9 protein-coding genes and 1 tRNA gene are annotated in these 16,828 nt (G+C 44.1%); 6 read left to right on the top strand and 4 right to left on the bottom strand.

Features of this window, described 5'->3' with window-relative positions; genetic code table 11:
- The first annotated feature begins 532 nt into the window (after positions 1-532).
- On the top strand, positions 533-3,577 hold the full coding sequence (locus QVP94_RS17785; RefSeq protein ID WP_008780936.1) for a SusC/RagA family TonB-linked outer membrane protein: 3,045 nt from the start codon (positions 533-535) through the stop codon (positions 3,575-3,577).
- Positions 3,578-3,597: 20 nt separating this feature from the next.
- On the top strand, positions 3,598-4,968 hold the full coding sequence (locus QVP94_RS17780; protein WP_005855624.1) for a RagB/SusD family nutrient uptake outer membrane protein: 1,371 nt from the start codon (positions 3,598-3,600) through the stop codon (positions 4,966-4,968).
- A gap of 77 nt (positions 4,969-5,045) precedes the next feature.
- On the opposite strand, the gene QVP94_RS17775 is transcribed toward QVP94_RS17780, so the two are convergent.
- The 3 genes from QVP94_RS17775 to QVP94_RS17765 all read right to left on the bottom strand — a co-directional run bounded on the left by QVP94_RS17775 (position 5,046) and on the right by QVP94_RS17765 (position 11,413).
- On the bottom strand, positions 5,046-6,518 hold the full coding sequence (locus QVP94_RS17775; RefSeq protein ID WP_036628661.1) for an ATP-binding cassette domain-containing protein: 1,473 nt from the start codon (positions 6,516-6,518) through the stop codon (positions 5,046-5,048).
- 136 nt (positions 6,519-6,654) lie between these two features.
- On the bottom strand, positions 6,655-8,142 hold the full coding sequence (locus QVP94_RS17770) for a SusD/RagB family nutrient-binding outer membrane lipoprotein (RefSeq protein ID WP_005855620.1): 1,488 nt from the start codon (positions 8,140-8,142) through the stop codon (positions 6,655-6,657).
- Between the two features lie 25 nt (positions 8,143-8,167).
- Positions 8,168-11,413 (bottom strand): SusC/RagA family TonB-linked outer membrane protein, encoded by a 3,246-nt coding sequence (locus tag QVP94_RS17765; RefSeq protein ID WP_005855618.1) that lies wholly within the window; start codon positions 11,411-11,413, stop codon positions 8,168-8,170.
- A 561-nt stretch (positions 11,414-11,974) separates the two neighbouring features.
- Here QVP94_RS17765 and QVP94_RS17760 point away from each other — a divergent pair.
- A complete protein-coding gene (locus tag QVP94_RS17760; RefSeq protein WP_008771694.1) occupies positions 11,975-12,643 on the top strand; it encodes a 3-keto-disaccharide hydrolase in 669 nt (222 codons plus the stop codon).
- 51 nt (positions 12,644-12,694) lie between these two features.
- Here QVP94_RS17760 and argB read toward each other — a convergent pair whose 3' ends face one another.
- Positions 12,695-13,462, bottom strand: a complete 768-nt coding sequence (gene argB / locus QVP94_RS17755; protein ID WP_005855613.1) for an acetylglutamate kinase — start codon at positions 13,460-13,462, stop codon at positions 12,695-12,697.
- Between the two features lie 77 nt (positions 13,463-13,539).
- Between argB and QVP94_RS17750 the strand changes: the two genes are divergently transcribed.
- From QVP94_RS17750 to QVP94_RS17740, 3 genes are all read left to right on the top strand, one after another.
- Positions 13,540-13,612: transfer RNA gene (locus QVP94_RS17750), tRNA-Gly, on the top strand.
- 361 nt (positions 13,613-13,973) lie between these two features.
- A complete protein-coding gene (locus QVP94_RS17745; protein ID WP_288213310.1) occupies positions 13,974-15,161 on the top strand; it encodes a lipoprotein N-acyltransferase Lnb domain-containing protein in 1,188 nt (395 codons plus the stop codon).
- Positions 15,158-16,744 carry an alkaline phosphatase family protein gene (locus QVP94_RS17740; RefSeq protein ID WP_022193138.1) on the top strand — a complete coding sequence of 529 codons (1,587 nt, stop codon included), beginning with the start codon at positions 15,158-15,160 and terminating at the stop codon, positions 16,742-16,744. The genes QVP94_RS17745 and QVP94_RS17740 overlap by 4 nt, the downstream gene beginning before the upstream one ends.
- The last annotated feature ends 84 nt before the right edge of the window (positions 16,745-16,828 follow it).

Here is a 16,828-nt window from a genome sequence, read left to right as displayed (position 1 = left end):
AATTGAAAATAAGCGAATAATAATAACGACTATCGGCTACTCAAGTGAAAAAAAAAAAACGACTATCGGCTACTCAAGTGAATAACTATCGGCTTGTCAAGTGAATAACTAACGGCTATACCTAGCCGCTAACTAACGGCTTGGGAAGTGAATAACTAATCACTTGAAAAGCCTTTCCTAGGTCTTTGGGTGTTGTAGAACTTATGACTTATATCGGAGCCGTCCTAAGTTATTTTTTAATGCATACCTAATATATATTCCTATTTTTCAAAATGTTAAAAACATGGTTCTTTGTTGATGATCTAAGCTGTAATATTTGGTGTACATATTACGGCATTTAAATTGTGGTTGAAAAAGTCTCCATATTTTCTACCCATTAGCCTTTTCTTGTTGTTTTATTGAAATTTTTTAATTATTTATTTGTTATAATAAATTTATTGTTACATTTGCATTCATACGACCCTTAAAATATAAGTCTTTGAATATCTATTGCGAATATATTATATAAGTTAAACAAAAAAAGAGTGTGTCTATGAACAAGTTGACTTATCTTTTACTTTGCCTAGTTTTAGGCATTGGATTGGCCACAGCTCAGACGAGGAAAGTAACAGGTACTGTTATTTCCGCCGAAGACAGTGAACCGATTATTGGTGCGTCTGTAATAGTCAAGGGTACTACTACAGGTACAGTAACGGATTTTGATGGTGTGTTCAGTTTGGATGTACCAAGTTCCGCGAAGACTCTGGTATTTTCATACGTCGGAATGGTTGCGAAAGAAGCTCCAATCCAAGATGTAATGAAAGTTGTTTTGAATACGGCGGCGACAGAGCTGGATGAAGTTATGGTTGTCGCTTATGGTACGGCGAAAAAATCATCTTTCACGGGATCCGCTAAAGCGGTAAACGCAGAAGATATCGTAGCTGGCTCCAAAGAGTCCTTGGATAAGGCTCTTTCTGGAAAGATGTCCGGTGTTCGCGTAACCTCCAACACTGGTGATCCAGGAGCTCCCGGTGATATCAATATCCGTGGTGTCGGCTCTATCAGCGCAGCCAAGTCTCCTCTATATGTCGTGGATGGCGTGCCTGTAAAATCAGACTCGGATATGGCATACTACGGGAAACAGTCCAGTTTGCTAAGCTCCTTGAACCCTGATGATATTGAGAGCATGACGGTGTTGAAAGATGCCGCAGCAGCTTCCTTGTACGGCTCTCGTGCAGCGAATGGCGTTATCATCATTACGACCAAAGCCGGAAAAAGAGGCAAGACGAAAGTAAGTTACAATGGCGAGGTCGGCTGGAGCAATATGGCTGTAAAACAGTACGAGACAATGAATGCCTCCGAATTGCTCCTGTACGGAAAAGAAGCGATTTCCAATTATTATATCCTAAACGGACTCGCTGGCAACCGTGATCAAGCATACGCCTTGATTGACAAGGAAGGCGACATGGAAGCATTCTTCAACGACCCATCGGGTAACACGGATACCAATTGGCGTGATGAGGTTTACCGTACAGCCTTGACGCATAACCATCAATTATCCGTAAACGGAGGTAACGACCGTACACAATTCTATGTAGGTCTTGGTTATAATAATGCGGAAGGTATCGTAATCGGTAGCGATTTCGAACGTTTCTCCGGTCGTATCAATTTAGATCATCAAGTAAATAATTGGTTGACTATCGGTGTTAAGCAAATGATCGCATTCACTACCCAAAATGGTTTCCGTGATCAGCAAAATCAAGATCAAGGTATCGGTACTGCTTCTCCACTGAGCTTGGTGTACTCCTCAGACCCGACGGCTCCCGTAAAGAATCCGGACGGTACATACAACGCCGACTCAAACTGGGGTGCCGCTTCCAATCCGCATCTAATGTTGGGCAAGGAACAATGGATTAAATCCCGTGTAATGCGTAGTATGTCTAACATTGATTTAGGCGTAAAATTCTCCAAGCAATTATCGTTCAAGACGATTTTTGGTTACGACTATATCGATACGAAACACTTTGAGTATTGGTCTCCCAACAGCGTGGACGGTAAGGCCGTAGGCGGCTTGGGATCTCGCTATACTTACGAGAACCGCAATTTAACAAGTTCTTCCACGTTACGCTACGCTAATACATGGAACGATGTTCATAATTTTGACATCCTAGGTGGTTTCGAGGTAACAGAAGACGAACTGACAGCCATCTATACTACGGCAAAACAATACTCAACCGACAAGTTACCGGAATTAGGAAACGGACAACCAGATGGCGCATCCAGCGAAGTATTTGGCTCCGGAATCGTATCCTACTTGGCTACCGGCAACTATAATTACGACAATAAATACTATCTGTCTGCCAGTTTCCGTCGGGATGGTTCTTCCCGCTTGGGAACCGATAATCGCTGGGCGAATTTCTGGTCCGTATCTGGCGCATGGCGCATCAGTGGCGAGAATTTCCTTAAAGACAATGAATTGTTCTCTGATCTAAAAGTCCGCTTCTCTTACGGTACAAATGGAAACTTGCCGGGCTCATATTACGCGAACCAAGCGTTATATGCGTTCTCTGGTGGTTATGGCCCCTCTTCCGCCATCTATTGGAATCAAGCAGGAAATGAGGAATTAGGTTGGGAGAAGTCCAAAAACATGAATGTGGGTTTTGACTGGAACTTATTCAACCGAGTAAATCTGACAGTAGAATATTACAACAAAACAACGACCGACCTGTTATTCGAGATCCCGACTTCTATCGTCACAGGTTTTGAGAAAAACTGGCAAAACCTTGGTAAGCTACGCAATAGCGGTATCGAGATAGAGGTAAATTCCCAAAACATCAAGAATCAGCACTTCTCATGGGACACGAATTTCAACCTTACATTCCAGAAGGCGACGATCAAGGAATTGCCGAACCATAACGACATCGAATATGGAGACGGCGATATGTATCTGCACCGAGAGGGAGAATCCATGTATACTTTCTATCTGCCGGAATGGAAAGGCGTGAATCCGGATACAGGACTAGGAGAATTCTGGAAAGATCCAAACGATCATAGCAAAGGAGTAGTGAACAAGTACGATGAGGCTGAAAAAGGAATCGTAGGCAAAGCCATTCCCGACGTAACGGGAGGTTTGACAAACACGTTCCGGTTATATGATTTCGATCTTTCATTCTTGATTACCTATCAATTTGGTGGCGATATATTCGATTATCCGAACTACTTCTTCCATCATGACGGATTCCGTTTAGGTTCATTCAACCTAGAAAAGAGCGTAGCGGGTAATTATTGGATGAACCCGGGCGACAACGCCTTATACCCGAAGCCTATCTACCAGAATCCATATCGCTCGGATCGCTTCTCCAGTCGTACCATCGTATCTTCTGACAATATCCGTATGCGTGAAATCACCTTGGGATACAATGTACCGGTATTGAAAAACATATTCAGTAATCTGCGTGTGTACTTCCGTGCGAATAATCCGTTCATGATCTGGGCAAAGACAAAAGGCATCGACCCGGATGTTCCCTTGAATGGTTATCGCCAGGTAGATACCCCGGTCTCTAAAAGCTTTGTCTTTGGTGTAAACATCACATTATAATTTATTAAAATAGAATCTATATGAAAAAGATATATTTAGTAGGTCTAGCGTTCGCCTTATTAACGGCCTCCTGCGATGATGTCCTAGAAAAGACATCATCTACCCAATTACCTACGATAGACGCAATCTCTTCCGTAGCCGATTTGACAAATGCCGTGAATGGCGTATACGAGCAACAGGCTACAGAGGTAGGCTCGTATGGAGCGGAATTCACATTGCTGGCCGATTTACGAAGTGGGGATTTCCAATCTATCTCCACGGTGAATCATGCCGGCCCCATGTATCGTTACCAAACAGGTAAAAACGATGAGATGGTTTATAGTTTCTATAAATTATTCTACAATAGTCTAGCTCGCCTTAATAATGTATTAGCCGCCGCCGAGAATCTTGAAGGTGCGGATGTAGACATATTGAAAGGAGAACTATACGCTATGCGCGCCTTGTATCATTTCGATTTAGCCAGAGTATTCGCTAAATTACCATCAACAACAGATATGAACGATCTGGGCATCGTACTCTCCACAGAGGTTTATCCCACGGATTATATCGGGACCCGGGCGACCTTACAGCAGACATACGACCAGATATTGAAAGATATCGAGACCGCATTGCCTCTTTTGAGTAAAGATAAACAAACCGGACACATCAATTATTGGGGGGCTTTAGCGATCCGCGCACGCGCTTACCTTTACTTAGAAAAGAATAAAGAGGCACTGGCTGACTGTAAGGAGATTATCGCTTCCTCTCCTTATAAGTTATACACACGGGATGAATATATAGGCGCATGGGATAAGGAAGGAACGAACGAGGCTATATTCGAGATCTTAGTTACCCCGAATTATAACGCGCAACGTAACTCTATCGGTTATTTTACACATGCCTCCGGCTACGGTGAATGTGCCGCTACTGAATCTTTCCTGGAAGAGCTGGCTAAGCATCCGGGAGATATCCGTACGGAATTATTCGCAAAAGAGACCGATAATGGCTATGACGGGACCTATCCGCAAAAGTATAAGGGACGTGACGGGCAAATCTATGTAAACAATCCAAAGGTCGTGCGCCTTTCCGAAGTTTACCTAATAGCGGCCGAGGCCGCACTAAAAGCAGGGGATACCTCCGCGGCCGCCGGATATATGAATACGTTACGCAAGAATCGTATTGAGAATTATACCGATGTCGCTTCTATCACGTTGGATGATATCTTACTGGAAAGACGCCTAGAATTATTCACGGAAGGACATACCGCTTGGGACGCTTGGCGTAACGGCAAGTCTGTCAACAATAAATTCGTAGGTGAGGTTAAGCCGGGCGATTACCGTACGATCATGGCAATTCCTATCGGAGAAATCACCGTATCAAGAGGTCAGTTGATACAGAACCCAGGATATTAATCCTTTATCCATAAGTATTTATTGATTTTAGAGGATGTGCCACTTCACCACGGCACATCCTCTTTTTCTTTGTACGCTCACGAGTGCTTCACTAGCTCGAACCGCTTGTCTACACAAGCAGGTAATTCATGCGGGTAATGGGTTACGTAAATCAAGGTTTTTCCCGGGCGATCGCAGAATTGCTCGATAATAGCAGCCGCCTTTTTCTTATTGCTCACATCCAGACCGTGGAGAGGCTCATCTAATATAATTAAATCGGGATCTTTCACGAAAGCTCTCGCTAATAAAGCCAAACGTTGTTCTCCCGATGATAAGGTCAAGAATAAACGGTCTTTCAAATGTTCGATGCCAAAAACTTTCATCCACTCCAAGGCTACCGTTTCTTGCTCCGCATTACACTTACGAAACAAGCCGATCGAATCGAAAAAGCCGGAACCGACAATATTCAAGGTAGGGACATTCTCCTTATAATATAAGTGCATCTCCGGCGATACATATCCGATACGCTTCTTGATATCCCAAATACTTTCCCCGGAACCTCTCTTTCTATCAAACAAATACAACGTATTCGCATACGACTGGGGATTATCCGCGTAAACCAAACTCAGCAAGGTAGATTTACCAGCGCCATTCGGACCGAATAACGCCCACTTCTCCCCGTTCTTGATTTCCCAATCCAAATCTTTCAAGATCGTACGGCTACCATAGCGTATTTTCACATGCTCCATGCGTAAAGTCACCTCATGTAAAGAGGCTATCTTGTTCATATCCACAGGTAAACGAACCTTACCAACTTCCTCGCATGCATGAATGCCTTCCGTTGGAAAAAGACGGGCGATTAATTCCGTATCCGACATAAACTCCTCTCGAGTCAGCGGAGGCAGGCAAGTACGATCATGGATAGGCAATACATGCGTGATCATTGCCGGTATGTCATTGGGGTTAGATAATAACAAGACAACTTGAACGCCATTCAATTTTGTCATTTGCCCCAGCATCTCTACCAATAAATCCCGGGATGGAGCGTCTAAGCCGATAAAAGGATTATCCAAGATCAAGACACGAGGACGGCTAAGCAACGTCCGGACAATCAAGAATTTTCGTAATTCACCACTTGATAAGAAGATCAACCGCTTAGGCAATAAATCCTCTATACCGAAAAGAGTCAATATCTTCGCTAAATTATCAGAGCCGGCATATTCCTTCAACAATTCCTCGACAATAGGCATCTCCTCCGTCTCTGTTGAATGCCAACGCTGTTGGTAATAAGAATTCCGGCAATCCGCCAACGAATAAATATCCTTAAACGCTATACTCTTGATAAAGTCACTCACCTTACCATCCCCGGAGAACACGACCTCACCTTCCTTAAAAGCGAATTTACGCTGCATAATATCCGCTATCAAGGTTTTACCAGCGCCATTCGGACCGACCACAGCCCATTGCTGCCCTTCATCAATTCTCCAATTCACGGGTGCCGTAAACCGCAATTCCGGCAAACGAGTAACGATATTCTTAATATCGACCACCATCATTCCTTCTTTTTCCATCTTTTTTCTAAATAAGCCGGACAAAGGTACATAGTTTATTTAAAAATGACAGCATAATGACAAAAAAAGGGGCCACTCATCACGAGCAGCCCCTCTATAGTATACAGGCACTTGGTATGTCTATGTTAACTAGTAGTTAATGAACGCCTGTACGTGTATCCCACCACATTTGTTTACCCCACAAATTATCCACGACTTCCGCATCGAAGGGAGCACAATTCGCATTGTTCAAATTACGTTCCTTATCAGGATACGGAGAGCGGAATGGAGGTACGTTATGATTAGAATAGTTTGCCGGACGGCCCGGAGCCGGATACAAGTTGTCTGGCACGCCTGTACGGCGATACAATGACCAACCTTCCATTCCTTGCTTGAACATGGCAACCCATTCCTCATAATAAATCTGTTTCTTATCATTCGTGAACTTACCCGCGTTCGCAAGGTAATCCGCTATATCTTCGGCAGATACGCTATTCTCTTCCATGGAATAGGTAACAGCCTTATTGTATGCGTCCTCTGCGGAGATTCCGGTATTCCATCCCAACATAGATGCCTCAGCGACACAGAACCAAGGCTCAGCGACACGCATATAAGGAGAAAAACCAGCCAAGTCCGTAAAGAAACGTGCTCCCCAAATGGAATATTTAGAAGCTACCGCATTCGCTTTCGCCCCGATCGTATAACCTACATACTTAGGCTCACCGGCCTCCACACTTTCTTTTGTGGGTTGGAAATAAGATGAGCGACGAGGGTCCTCACGTGTATTCATATGATCCACGATCACGTCTGCGGCACAATACTCCGTCTTACGTGTACGATAACCGTCTGCCATCGGTTCGTAATAGTTGGGGTCTGTTCCGATCCACCAGAAGAAAGCATTATCATCGTTGCTTTCCATGATCGGATACTTAGTGGGATTACCCATAACTTCCTCTACGGTCTCCTTAGCCAACGCCGGGGAAACCTCTGAGATACGCATCGCTAAACGAAGACGCATAGAATTACAATATCTCTGCCACTTCTCGATATCACCACCGAATAACAGGTCTCCCTCGCCTAAGTCATCACTACCACCATCGGCAAAGCCATCCGCTGCTTCCTTCAACGTAGCCAATAAGCCCGGATAAATATCCTCTTGCTTATCGTATTTCGGCTGCAAGATTCCATCCGTCATCTTAGCGGCATCCGTATAAGGGACATCACGCCAACGATCCGTGGCCACCTGCATCAAATGAACCTGCATAACCTTCGATACGTTCAGCATATTAGGAGTCTCATTAAACGTGGCACGCTTCTCGATATCTTTCAGGTTATTCAATATACGATACAAATACTCCCAGTTCGTATCCTGTACACCCGTACGGAAATTATAGCGGGACTCGTCGATATAAGTCATCTTCGAAGCATATCCGCAGAAAGTCATCGGCTCATCCATTGCGAACCACCGATCATACAGACGATAGGATGTGTAATATAAAGAATACGCCAGAAGATTCGTCGTAGGCACATCCGTAGGGCTATCTGGGTCTGTATTGACCTCCTCAAACGAATCGGTACACGAGCTACCGAATACAGTAGCGCCGACCATCATAGCCATCATGAAATTCTTGATATATCTTTTCATATTAAATTCCTCAGATTAATGTTGATTAAAATGTTACACCTAACTTAAGACCAAAACTACGAGAAGGAGGATAAGAGTTGGACTCAAAACCTACACCAGAGTTGAATCCTCTGCTTGTAGCCGCAGTCTCGGGATCATCACCACCGGTACTTGTAGACTCCGGATCAATATGAGCGATATTTGACTTATGCACCCAAAGCAACGCCAAGTTCGTACCAACCAATGATACATGAGCGGCCTTGATACATTTAGTCTTCTCTAGAATTGATTTCGGGAAATTATATGTCAGGTGAGCCTCACGCAATTTCAAGTAAGAACCATCGAATACAGACATCTCACAAATCGTATAATAATTATAGAAGAAGTCCTCCGCGTTGACAGCGACATCATTAATCTTACCATCTGCGGTCTTGAAGACCTTGTCCGTCATATAATTCTGGCCAAGTACGACGCCATTCTCACGCAAATCGCCTTCTGCCGTGTGTTTCAAGATACCCGTCTGAGAACCGAATGCTTGTGTAACAGAATATATGTCACCACCCAAACGGAAATCCAATAAGAAACCGAAGCTCCAATCCTTATAAGAGAACTCATTGCTGAAACCAGCCAACCACTTCGGCGTAACATCACCGATCTCTTTTCCGGCCTCGTACACAGGAATACCATCCTCTACCAAGATCGAGCCATCCTCATTATATACGTAACCAGTACCTACCAAAGTACCCCAGCTCTTACCGACCATAGCATAGTTCTTCACGCTCCAGCTACTACCGATTTGGTAAGCGTCCAAGGACTGTCCGGTAACGGGATCTGTATAAAGCTCATCGATTCGGCTCTTATCCTTCGCCCAGTTCAACGTAGCCGTCCAGTTGAATCCCTTCGGATTCTTGATGATATCACCGGATACCTGCAACTCGACACCCTTGTTGCTGATCTTTCCAGCGTTGATATACATAGAGGTATAACCGGTAGAGGTAGCCACATTCGCATTCATGATCTGATCGCTCGTCACCTTATTATAATATGCGGCATCAATATGCAAACGATTGTTGAACAAATTAGCCTCAACACCAACTTCCCAAGTCTTTACGCTCTCCGGACGAAGATTTGTAGGAGGAAGGATTGTCGGATTATAGAACAATGTAGTACCATTGAACGAAGAACTGATCAATGAATAATAAGCGTTCGAACGATACGGGTCCGTTGCGGAACCGATCTTTGCCCAACCACCACGCAATTTCAAGAAATTCAAATAATCGCCATTTTGCAATCCGGGGAATGTCTCGGTCAAGATCCAGCTACCACTGAAAGAAGGATAGAAGAAAGCGTCCTTGATCGTAGAGTCCCAGTCATTACGGACACTTACCTCGGCATAAGCCATATTCTTGTAGCCGATAGAGGCATTAGCGTATACAGAGTTTGAACGACGTTTCTCATGGTCGTTCAAGGTGTACGGGGTTCCATGAGCGTTCGCTACGGTAAACAACCCCTCTGCGGTCAATTCGTCCGCACCTGTCCCCATGATAGCTGTTTGATAATCACGATAGTTGGCTCCAGCCAAACCATTCAAGGCCCAATCACCGAAGTTCTTGTTCACGTAGGCGATAAAGTCCGCGTTAAACTCAGTCATCGAACGGTCGAAGCTACGGAAATATCCATTCGGATAGTCGATATTCCATAAAATACGAGAGAACTGATTAGAATCGTAATGATCCAAGCCCATACGACCTTCAAACTTTAACCAATCGGTCGGTTTGATATACAAAGAGGTCTTGCCATAGAAACGATTACGATCATAACTATTGGTATTCTTATTCAATGTCCAATACGGATTCGCATGGAAAGACTGTATCCAGTTATAATGCGTATATTTTCCATACTCATCCACTTGATCCCAATTATTCTTCAAATCCTTCAAATCAACTTGACGACCAAACCACTGCATGATAGACTGCAAAGCATTCGTACTGTTATATCCCGTACCCGGCAAGTTCGCGCTTTTCGTGCGAATATAATTCGCAGACAAGTCGAAATCAATATACTTATTAAACGTCATTTTCGTGTTCACCGCCATAGCATAGCGCTTCTGATCAGTGTTCGGGGTCGTACCGCTTTGATCACGGAAAGATAAAGATGCGCGTGTAGACGTTTTATCCGTAGAGGCAGACAAAGCCACCGTATGATTCATTGAATAACCCGTTTGGAAGAAATTCTTGATATTGTCCGGGCAGGAAACCCAAGGAGTAGCCTGACGCACGCCATCGATCACCGGGCTATTGTATTGCGGCAAATTCAATCCGATATCCAAGCGAGGTCCCCAAGACTCATCCGCGTTATCGTTGATACCACTACCCATACCATCTACATAATTGTAACCATTCTCCAAGGCAAAAGTTTGATAATCGCCAGAATATCCCCCCGCTTGCGCTTCCTTCCAATCATACTCGGAAGCGTAATAGCCTTGTCCGTACTTATTCTGCAATCTAGGCAAATTATAAACCCGGTCAATCGTGATATCACCCTCATAAGAGATAGATACACCCTTGTCTTTCTTACCGGATTTAGTAGTAACCAAGATAACGCCATTACCGGCACGCATACCATACAAAGCGGCAGATCCACCCTTTAACACAGAGATAGACTCTATATCCTCCGGATTAATATCATTCAAGCCGGAACCCAAGTTTACAGTGGCACCTTTCGCGTTATCATTAGCGATAGGTACACCATCCACAACGATCAACGGTTGGTTATTACCAAAAGAGGAATTACCGCGAACCACGATATTCTGCGACGCACCAACCTGTCCACCTTGAGAAGTAATCTGCACACCGGCGATCTTACCGGAAAGTGAGGTCGCCAAGCTCTGTTGGCCAGCTTTTGTCAACTCATCAGATTTCACCTCTTGCAGGGCATAACCCAAGGCTTTCTTCTCACGAGTCAAACCCATAGCGGTTACAACCACCTCATCCAACGCTTTTGAATCCGAGTCCAAAACAACGTTGATCACGGATGCCACAGGTACTTCCTTCGTTTTCAATCCTACATAAGAAATAAAGATCATCTTAGCGTCTCTCGGTACATCTAAACTAAAGTTTCCCTCAAAGTCCGTAACCGTACCAATCGTAGTGCCTTTCACAACGACAGCCGCACCGATCACGGGTTGCTGATCTTCCGATGATATAACATTACCTGTTATCTTCATCGTCTGTGCCGTTGCGACTCCTATGCCTATAAACAAGCATAATAACAAAAAAGTCAACCTTCTCATAAACACACTTTTTTATTTAACAATTAATTATTTAAATCAAATTTCACACATAACTTACCATAGTTTACGAAGAACTTAGTTTAAAACAGCAGGATTATACATGCATATATATAAAATTACATTAAAATATTTACTTTACTTTTACATACAATCACACATACACCTAATCTTCACACTGCAAATATAAAGAATATTTTCTGTTAAAAACAAATAATACCATGATTTTGTGTCATTAAAACAGTCAAATATATTTCACAACGTCATTTTTAAACCTATTAAATGCATATTTTGACACATAAGCAATATCATAATAACACAAAACCAATCAAGCAATAGGTGTTTTTCAGTTAATCTATTTTACAACAATAAAGATTATACAAGATTTTAATATCATTTTAACAAACTATTTGATCTTTGATAAAAAAAAGAAGATTTCCTTAAGAATCATAGCATTTCAACCTATTTCGCTTTCACTTGTAAATAAAATCGTTCTTCGTAGACTATGTTCCTTCCAAAATAAATGAATACATTTGCCTCACGTAAATCTTTAAAACTAATAGCATGAAACATTTTCTTTTAGCCATGGCTACTTTATGGTGTGTGGCAGGTACATTCTCCTTATTCGCGGCGGATAACAACAAATGGAAGCCTCTCTTCGGTAAGAATCTGGAAAACGCCAACTACAATCCGGAAGTTTGGAGCGAGACTGATGGCGTGTTAGGTGCCGTGAAGGACGAGTCTATCTGGACAAAGGATGAATATGAGAACTTCGAGCTGGATCTTGATTTTAAGACCGACGTGGGCACGAACAGCGGAGTAGTCGTTTACTGTACGGACACGAAGGATTGGATACCCAACTCGGTAGAAATACAGATAGCGGACGACCATTGTGAAAAATGGGGAAACGGCAAGCCGTATGAGAAATGCGGAGCCATTTACGGACATCTAGGCGCCGTGCAAGACAAGGTTGTCAAAAAACCCGGGGAGTGGAATCATATGCGTATCAAATGCGCCGGACAACATATCATGGTTATCCTCAACGGAAAGAAAGTTACCGAAATGGATATGAGCAAATGGACTTCCGGCACCAAGAACCCGGATGGAAGCGATATCCCAAGCTGGCTGCCCAAACCTTTCGCCGAATTACCGACAAAAGGATTTATCGGATTACAAGGAAAACATGGGGATTCATTAATCTGGTTCCGTAATATCAAGATTCGGAGTCTTTGATAGACCTATTATATAATGTACGTGAGGGGCCATAAACAGCCCCTCATCTATTTAAAAGACTCTCGTCCCTTTTCCTTGGTGAATCTCCGAGGCTTGCGTAATAATCACTTGCTTCACCCCGGCGTCTATCGCTTGGTAAGCGTTTTCCAGCTTCGGGATCATGCCCCCTTGGATAATTCCTTGTTCTACATATCCCTTAAACGCTATACGATCGATTTCCGGTATCACGCTCTCATCATCGTTCTCGTCCAACAAAACGCCTTTTTTCTCGAAACAGAACATCAATGTCACCTCAAAATGTTTTGCCAACGCTTTAGCGGCTTCTCCCGCTATCGTATCAGCGTTCGTATTCAACATATGGCCTTGCTTATCATGTGTAAGAGGAGCCAGTACCGGCACGATACCTTGATGGATAAGAGAGGCTAGCAAATCGGCATTCACCTCTTTCACGTCGCCTACGAAACCATAATCCACCTCTGCCACGGGACGTTTGTCGGAGCGCATCAAATTCATGTCCGCACCAGTCAATCCTAAAGCGTTTACGCCCAACGCCTGCAAGCCCGCTACGATGTTTTTATTCACCAACCCGCCATAGACCATTGTCACGACCTTCAAGGTCTCGGCATCTGTAATACGGCGACCGTTCACCATCTTGCTCTCGATCCCTAGTTGGGCGGCAAGCTTGGTAGCCGAGCGTCCTCCCCCATGCACCAAGACCTTATATCCCTCGATAGCAGCGAAATCGTTCAATAATTGACGAAGCGTTTCTTCTTCCTCAACGATCTTCCCTCCTACCTTTATCAAGACTAGTTTTTCCATACTTAATTCTTTTTTATAAAATTTTCTCGCCAAAGTTACTAAAAAAAGAAAGATTTGTATACATTTGCACTCGCAATGCGGTAGTAGCTCAGTTGGTAGAGCATCAGCTTCCCAAGCTGAGGGTCACGAGTTCGAGCCTCGCCTACCGCTCTATCAGGCATTAGGCGATTATCCAAATAAGGATGGTCGCCTAATTTTGTTTTATCTCCTCAATGCTCCTTCTAAAAGCAACGTCTGTTTCTCTAGCTAGAAACTAGAGTTTTGTGCAAGGGAAACTTCTGTTTCCTCATAGGAAAACTTTTGTTTTCCCTAGAAGAAACTAAAGTTTCTTAAAAAAAATCCGCAAAAACTGCAACACTCTTATAATCAAAGACGTAACCAAGTTTCCTTTTCCCTTTATAATAAAAACAAAGCTATCTCTTTTCTCGACATAAAGCCATATGTTATGCTTAAACGATCTATACTGTTTAAGAAAAATAATCTACCTTTGCGTCAAATAATCAAGAAGAGAATGACAAAAAGCATATTTCTATTCCTGCTGGGGATTCTTTCCCTATCGGCGATAGCGCAACCCAAACTGAGCGAGGAAGCCCGTATCAGTCTGATGACCAGCGCACCATACGATGAAGAGGTATTCACCGTGTACGGGCATGCCGCTCTACGCATATACGATCCCAAGCAAAATATAGATTATATATTCAATTACGGTATATTTGATTTCTCCAAACCTAATTTTATCTACCGATTCGCTAAAGGAGAGACGGATTATAAACTGGGAGTAGCCGATTTCCAAGACTACGTGATCGAGTACCAAATGCGGGGCAGCGATATCACGGAACAAGTATTGAACCTCACCCAAGAAGAGAAAGAACATATATGGGATGCCCTGCTTATTAATTACAGGCCGGAGAACAGGGTATATCGTTATAACTTCTTCTTCGATAATTGCGCTACCCGCCCTGCTGCGATCTTGGAAAAGGAGATCAACGGGAGCGTCGATTATCAGTATCCCTATCAATCCCAGACCTTCCGGGATCTTATTAATTATTGTACCCGAAACCATCCGTGGCTCACATTCGGATGCGACCTAGCGCTAGGCAGCCCCACCGACCGGGAGGCCACCCAGCACGAGATGCTCTTCCTCCCCCCTTATCTAAAAGAAGCGTTCGCTAAAGCCACCATCACGGGCCCGGACGGGACAATCCGCCCATTGGTGAGCGAGACCCACGTGATCGGAGCCGGGGAAGCCGACGAGCTGGAAAAAGATATCTGGGATTTATTCACCCCTTTAGTCTGCGCTTGGCTTCTGTTCGGAATCGTTTTAGGGCTTACTTGGATCGAATGGCGCAAAAAAAAATACTTCTTGTGGGTGGATTGTGTCCTTTTCTCGGTAGCCGGAGCCGGAGGTGTCATCCTCTTCTTTCTTAGCTTCATATCCGTCCATCCCTGCACGTGGCCGAACTGGTCTTTGGTATGGTTACAGCCGCTCGATTTGATCGCTGTTATTTTGTTTTGCGTAAAAAAGCTGAAGAAGGCTGCATATTACTATCATTTTATTAACTTTGCGGCGCTTACGCTGATGTTACTGGGATGGCATTTCATTCCGCAACATCTAAACAGTGCCTTTATTCCGCTTGTAGCCTCGATTTGGGTTCGTTCGGGTTGGGGTGTTTACAGAAAGATATGGAGAATCGGATGAGAAAAATTATAACGTCACTTATCGCTATCCTCGTGGTAACAAACCTTGAGGCGCAGCAGCGTACCCCCAAATTGGTGGTATGTATTACTGTGGATCAGCTAAGGGGCGACTATATAGAATACTTTTATAATACATTTGGCGAACGAGGCTTCAAGCGTTTGATGAACGAAGGGTTGGTGTATAACAATATCCGCTTCGAGTTCTCTGACATAGACCAAGCCAGTGCGTTCGCGACTCTTTTTACCGGAAGCAACCCTTGCTTCAGCGGTATCGCCGGAGATAAGACGTTTGATTTCGAGAAAGAGAAAGAGGTCTCGATCTTAAATGATCCCGAATATCTGGGTAATTACACGAAAGAGAATTATTCGCCCAAGAATTTATTCAGTTCCACGATCGGCGACGAGTTGAAAATCGCCTCTCAAGGAAGAAGCGACGTATATTCCATCGCCCCGGATGCCGAGAGCGCCATCCTTTCCGCCGGACATGCGGCGAACGGAGCTTTCTGGATGGATAACACCAACGGGAAATGGGCTACCACGACGTATTATAAGGGAATCCCTTGGTACGTAGACCGCTATAATAACGGCCCGGAATCCTTGGCGTCACGCTTGGAAACCATGGTATGGACTCCTACCCTTCCAATGGAGAAATACGATGCCTTTCCTTACGTATTAGACGATCTACCTTTCCGCTATACGTTCAGCGAGAAGTTTGCGAACTGCTATCCGAACCTGAAGACCTCGCCGTTCATCAATAAGGAGATCAATCGTTTGGCCCTCCAGTTCCTAGAGTACGGAGGGTTTGGTACACGCAGTTGCCCGGATATGTTGTCTATCACGTACTACGCAGGCAATTACCGGGGTACGATGAGCAAGGAATACACCCGGGAGATTCAAGATACGTATTACCAACTCGATCAAGACATCGAGAAGCTATTGGATACGATCGACAAGAAAGTGGGCTTGGCCAATACATTGGTAGTCTTCACCGGTTCCGGTTATTATAAAAGCGAGGAGTCTTATCCGGACGGCTTGATGGTGAACGGTGGCGAGTTCCACCCGAAACGTTGTCTGGCCCTGCTTAATATGTACTTGATGGCCATTTACGGCCAACATACCAGTTGGGTACAAGGATACTACAACAACCAGATCTACTTGAACCGCAAGGCGATAGAAGACGCCAAGCTGGATTTGACGACTTTACAGAACAAGGCCGCCGAATTCATACAGGAATTTAGTGGCGTACAACTCGTCACCACGGGCAGAAGCTTGCTTACGGGCGACTGGAACGAGGGAACCGCCAAATTCCGTCAAGGTACGCACCATCTGAGACGGGGCGATCTGATCATCGAGTTGCAACCCGGTTGGAAAGTGAACCTCGACAATCCGAAAGAAAAAGTCAAGATTATACGCAATAATGCTGTTATCACCCCGCTGGTATTTATGGGCAACGGGTTGAAACCCCAACATATCTACCGCGAAGTCAAGGCCACTGAGGTAGCCCCCACGGTAACCCATGTGCTAAGAATCAGGCCACCAAACGCTACTCAAAGCTTGCCGCTCTGGGAGCTGACAACCAAATAATAGAGAATTGATTATTAAAGTTGATAATTATCAAGGGTTGTGTGGCTCTTCTTTCTATTTATTATTATCTAATTATTCAAACAA

The organism is Parabacteroides sp. CAG:2 (assembly GCF_000436315.1).
In the GTDB taxonomy this organism is placed as follows: domain Bacteria; phylum Bacteroidota; class Bacteroidia; order Bacteroidales; family Tannerellaceae; genus Parabacteroides; species Parabacteroides distasonis.
The sequence above is the reverse complement of the archived record's forward strand: the minus strand, read 5'-3'. Positions and strand labels throughout refer to the sequence as shown.